General features: G+C 74.8%; 7 protein-coding genes. 4 read left to right on the top strand and 3 right to left on the bottom strand.

The window, feature by feature from the left end; genetic code table 11:
* Positions 1–110 precede the first annotated feature (110 nt).
* The 3 genes from ACFUVW_RS19760 to ACFUVW_RS19750 are packed head-to-tail and all read left to right on the top strand — an operon-like array spanning position 111 to position 2,441.
* Positions 111–794, top strand: a complete 684-nt coding sequence (locus tag ACFUVW_RS19760; protein ID WP_430573001.1) for an NAD(P)H-binding protein — start codon at positions 111–113, stop codon at positions 792–794.
* A gap of 51 nt (positions 795–845) precedes the next feature.
* Positions 846–2,051 (top strand): Fic family protein, encoded by a 1,206-nt coding sequence (locus tag ACFUVW_RS19755; RefSeq protein WP_430573000.1) that lies wholly within the window; start codon positions 846–848, stop codon positions 2,049–2,051.
* A 36-nt stretch (positions 2,052–2,087) separates the two neighbouring features.
* Entirely contained in the window at positions 2,088–2,441 is a 354-nt protein-coding gene (locus tag ACFUVW_RS19750; protein WP_430572999.1) for a hypothetical protein, read from the top strand.
* On the opposite strand, the gene ACFUVW_RS19745 is transcribed toward ACFUVW_RS19750, so the two are convergent.
* From ACFUVW_RS19745 to ACFUVW_RS19735, 3 genes are read right to left on the bottom strand one after another with little or no spacing between them, the layout of a single operon-like run.
* Complete coding sequence (locus ACFUVW_RS19745; protein WP_430572998.1) at positions 2,407–3,024, bottom strand: class I SAM-dependent methyltransferase; 618 nt, start codon at positions 3,022–3,024, stop codon at positions 2,407–2,409. The genes ACFUVW_RS19750 and ACFUVW_RS19745 overlap by 35 nt on opposite strands.
* 7 nt (positions 3,025–3,031) lie before the next feature.
* Positions 3,032–3,397, bottom strand: coding sequence for a cupin domain-containing protein (locus tag ACFUVW_RS19740; protein WP_430572997.1), 366 nt, complete (start codon positions 3,395–3,397; stop codon positions 3,032–3,034).
* A 9-nt stretch (positions 3,398–3,406) separates the two neighbouring features.
* Positions 3,407–4,018: a TetR/AcrR family transcriptional regulator gene (locus ACFUVW_RS19735; protein ID WP_430572996.1), complete on the bottom strand. Its 612-nt coding sequence runs from the start codon at positions 4,016–4,018 to the stop codon at positions 3,407–3,409.
* A 54-nt stretch (positions 4,019–4,072) separates the two neighbouring features.
* Between ACFUVW_RS19735 and ACFUVW_RS19730 the strand changes: the two genes are divergently transcribed.
* Positions 4,073–4,492 carry a DUF952 domain-containing protein gene (locus tag ACFUVW_RS19730; protein ID WP_430572995.1) on the top strand — a complete coding sequence of 140 codons (420 nt, stop codon included), beginning with the start codon at positions 4,073–4,075 and terminating at the stop codon, positions 4,490–4,492.
* Positions 4,493–4,602 lie beyond the last annotated feature (110 nt).

Here is a 4,602-nt window from a genome sequence, read left to right as displayed (position 1 = left end):
CAGTTCGAACTGCCGCCCCGAGCACGAACTGCCGATCCGACCTGTCTCGGTGGCGGCACGCTCGCTGGTGCTTACGGTGGGAGTCCGGTCCCTCGCCCCGCACGGAGGTCATCATGAAGGTCGTCGTCATCGGCGCGCTCGGCAAGGTCGCGCGGCAGCTCGTCCCGCTGCTGGCCGACGGCGGCACCGGGCCGGTGGTCGACGTCGTGGGCGTGGTGCGCAAGCCGGAACAGGTCGACCGCGTCGCCGACCTCGGCGCCGACCCCGCGCTGCTGGACGTCGAGCACGCGAGCACCGACGAGATCGCCGCCGCCCTGGCCGGCGCGGACGCCGTCGTGTGGTCCGCGGGGGCTGGCGGCGGCAACCCGGAGCGCACCTACGCCGTCGACCGCGACGCCGCGATCCGCTCCATGGACGCCGCCGCGAGCGCCGGCGTGCGCCGGTACGTCATGGTGTCCTGGGTCGGCTCGACGCCGGAGCACGGCGTCCCCGAGAGCGCGGGCTTCTTCGCCTACGCGGACGCCAAGCTCGCCGCCGACGACCACCTCCGCACCACCGACCTGGACTGGACGATCCTCGGCCCCGGCACCCTGACGGACGAGCCGCCGACCGGTCGCATCGCCGTCCTGCCCGAGACCGGCGCCGTCCCCGCCGGGACGGACACCAGCGTGCCGCGCGCCGACGTCGCGCAGGTCGTGGCCGCCGCGCTGCGCGAGCCCGCGACCGTCGGCCGCTTCGTCCGGTTCTCCGCCGGGGAGACGGCGATCCCGACGGCTCTGCGCAACCTGGACTAGCCGGGGCGCCTTAATCAAGGTTTCGCCGAAACCTTGATTAAGATGACCCTCATGGTCAAGGTCCCCGCCTTCGGGTACGTCGACGAGTACTGGGTTGCCGACTCCGACGGGATGACGAGCCGGTCCGCGCGCGCTGCAGCGTCCGGGCCCTACCGTTCGACCGTCCCGCCGACGATCGCCAGCTGGGTACCGAACGTCCCTGCGGACCTGTCCGCGAACGTCGAGGAGGCTACCGCTGCCCTCAGCCGCTTCGACGAGTACGCGGCCAAGGTCCTCGGGACGACGAGCCCGACGCTCGGCCCGATGAGCTCGATCCTCCTGCGCACGGAGTCTGCGTCGTCGTCCCAGATCGAGGACCTCACCGTCGGGCCCCGGCAGCTTGCCCTCGCCGAGATCGAGCAGTCGACCTCGGCGAACGCCCGTACCGTCGTCGCGAACGTCCGCGCCATGGAAGCCGCACTCGCGCTGGCGGACCGACTCGACACCGACGCGATCCTGGAGATGCACCGTGCGCTCCTGTCGGGACAGCGCGGCTGGGAGAGCCACGCAGGGCGCTGGCGCGACCAGCTCGTGTGGATCGGGACGAGCGCGATCAGCCCTCGGGGCGCGTCGCACGTCGCACCCCAGGCGCCGCTCGTGCCAGCCGCGATGGAGGACCTGGTCGCCTTCGTCCGTCGCGACGACCTGCCCGTCCTGTTCCAGGCGGCCGTGGCGCACGCACACTTCGAGACCGTTCACCCGTTCGTCGACGGCAACGGACGCACAGGCCGCGCGATGGTGCATTCCGTCCTGCGGGCGAAAGGGGTTCTGTCCGCGACGACGGCACCGGTGTCCGCGGGCCTGCTCACGCAGACCGAGCAGTACTTCGCGGCGCTGACCGCCTACCGCGACGGCGACGCGCGGCCGATCGTGGAGCGGTTCGCCGACGCCGCACGCTTCGCGGCCTCGTCAGGCTCCCGGCTCGTCGACGACCTCGCCGCGCAGGTCGACGTCGCCCGCGCGCAGCTCAGCGGGCTCCGGCGACAGGCCGCGGCATGGCGGGTGGTGCCGCACCTGGTGTCCCACCCCGTCATGAACGCCCGCTTCCTCGCCGATCACCTGGGCATGAAGGGGCAGACGGCGCAGAACGCCCTCGCCCAGCTCGCCGATGCCGGCGTCCTGATCGAGCGGACCGGGTTGCGGCGCAACCGCGTGTGGGAGCACCCGGGCGTTCTCACGGTGCTCGACCAGTACGCCCAGGGGCTGCTGCGCCGGTAGGCCGTCGGTAGGCTCGGAGCGTCGAAGGAGACGCCGATGACTCGTCGAGGCTGGGCCGTCCTGCTGTGCGCCGTCGTGCTGCTGGGCGTGGCCGTCGCGCTCCAGGCGACGGGAAGCCCCTGGGCGGCGGTCCCCGTGTGGGCGTTCTGGGGCGCGGTCGTCGTGGCGCTGGTCGTGCGCGTGGTGCGGTCGCGCAGCGTGCGCGAGGGGCTACGACCCGCGGGCCAGGGCATCGACGAGGTGCAGGACCTCTACCTCGGCCGGATCCGCCCGCCGGTGACCTACGGCGACGGCGCGGGCCCGGTCGCCGAGCTCGTGCAGCCCGTGCCCGACGACCCGCTCGAGGGCGGCCGCGTCACGCTGGACCCGCCGCCCGACGCCGCGCGCTGATCGCGCCGTGCGGCCGGGCGCCGGGGTCGGTGCGCTCGGCCGTCCCCACGACGTCGAAGCCCGCCCGCTCGACCCGCGCGACCAGCTCGTCGACGGGCCAGAACCAGGCGGTCGCCACCGCGTGGTCGAACGGCTCGACGCGCGGTCCTCGGCAGAATCCGAGCAGCAGCCCGCCGCCCGGCGCGACGGCGCGGGCGAGCTCTGCGAGCACGCACGCCAACTCCTCCGGCGGGGTGTGGATGACCGAGTACCAGGCGAGCACGCCGCCGAGGGCGCCGTCGGGCACGCCGAGGTCGTCGAGCGCGGCGCGGCGGAACGGGACGCCGGGATACGCGGCCCGGGCGCGCGCCAGGAACGGCTCCGCGAGGTCCACTCCCTCCGCCTCCAGGCCCTGCCGCGCGAGGAAGTCCGTCCAGTGGCCCGGCCCGCACCCGGCGTCGACGACCCGCCCGCTCAGCCCGGCGGCCCACCGGGCGACGAGGTCCCGGTCGTCGTCGTGCACGGCCGCCATCGAGCCGAACAGCGCGGTGTACTCCGCCGCGCGCGCCGCGTAGGCCGCGCTCGCGTGCGTCGACTCGGACACCGGGGGCTCAGCGCAGCTCGCGCAGCGGGGCGGTCCGCTCGCCGCCGGCGTCGCCGGTGTTGAGGGTCGCGGTCGGCTCGACGAGCAGCGCGTGCACCTCGCCGTCCGCCCTGGGGCAGTGCTCGACGCCCCGCGGCACGACGAACACGTCCTGCGGCCCGAGGACGACGTCCCGGTCCCGGAGCTGGATGGTGAGCCGGCCGCTGAGCACGAGGAACAGCTCGTCGGTGTCGTCGTGCGTGTGCCAGACGAACTCGCCGTCGAGCTTCACCACCTTCACCGCGTAGTCGTTGACGCTCGCCAGCAGGTGGGGCTGCCAGGGCTCGGGGATGCTCTCGAGGGCGCTCGCGATGTTGCGCACGTCGTTGCTCACCCGATCACCCTAGGCCGGTGCGCGCCCGAGCACGGTGCGGATCGCCCGCCGGGCCTGCGCGCGCGCTCGCCCGGCGGACGGCGCGGGCTCGAGGCCGAGCAGCCGGCGCCGGTGGGGCTCGCCGAGCAGCAGCGTGTACAGCTCCTCGGCCCGCTCCGGCAGTGCGTCGAGGTCGGGGTGCTCGGCGGCGAGCAGCGTCGCGAGGACCTCCACCGTGCGCGCCGGCCCTCGCTCGTAGAAGTCGGCGGCGAGCCGCGGCAGCTGGCGCGACTCCGCGATCACCAGCCGGTGCAACGTCACCGCGTCGTCGCCGTGCAGCGTGCGCACGACGCGGGTCGCGACCTCCTCCAGGTCAGCCCCGGCGTGCAGGCCCTCCTGCTCGTGCCGGTGCAGCCGCTCCACGGCGGCGAGGAAGAGCCCGGGCTTGTCGGTGAAGTGGCTGTAGATCGTGCGCTTGGTCGCGCCGGCCGCCGCCGCGACGCCCTCGATCGTCGTGCCCGCGAACCCGTGCTCGGCGAGCTGCGCGATGGCCGCGTCGAGGATCGCCGCCCGCCGCGCCTCCGTCTCGCCCCGCCGCGGTCGCCCGCGGCGGGCGGCGGGACGGTCCGTCGTCATGTCCATGCTCTAATGATACGACAGCGTTTCATTATCGACGGTACGGCACGAGGAGGACCGATGGCTGGACGACGGCTGCTGCACGTGGCCTTCAGCGACGACTGGGAGGCCTGCGGGCGGTTCGGGGAGTACGACGTGGCGACGCGCAGCACCCTGGTCGACGACGCGGGCCACGTGCACGCGACGACGGCGAGCGGCCTGCCGGCCGTCCTGCGCGACGTGTACGGCGACGCCACCGAGGCGCTGGTGCTCGTCGTCGTGGACGAGGACGCCCTGGCGGCCCAGGGGATCCCGGTGCGGTGGGAGCCGGACGCCGCGGGCAGCCCCTCCCCCCGCATCGGCGGCCCGCTGCCGATGGACCGCGGCACGGCGATCGCGGTGCTCGAGGTCGAGCGCGGCCCCGGCGGGTGGGTCGCGCCCGACCTCGCCGGCCTCGACGTCCGCGACGCGCCGCCGCCCGTCAGCCCAGCAGGGCCGTGACGCGGCGCCGCACGCCCGCGGCGTCGAGCCCGTGCGCGGCGGCGTGCTCGCGCGGCGTCCCGTACCGCCGCAGCTCCGTCTCGCGGGACACGCCGACGTGCAGCACGCTG

The organism is Isoptericola sp. NPDC057391 (genome assembly GCF_042668085.1).
Taxonomy (GTDB): Bacteria; Actinomycetota; Actinomycetes; order Actinomycetales; family Cellulomonadaceae; genus Isoptericola.
This window is presented reverse-complemented; position numbering and strand designations above follow the sequence as displayed.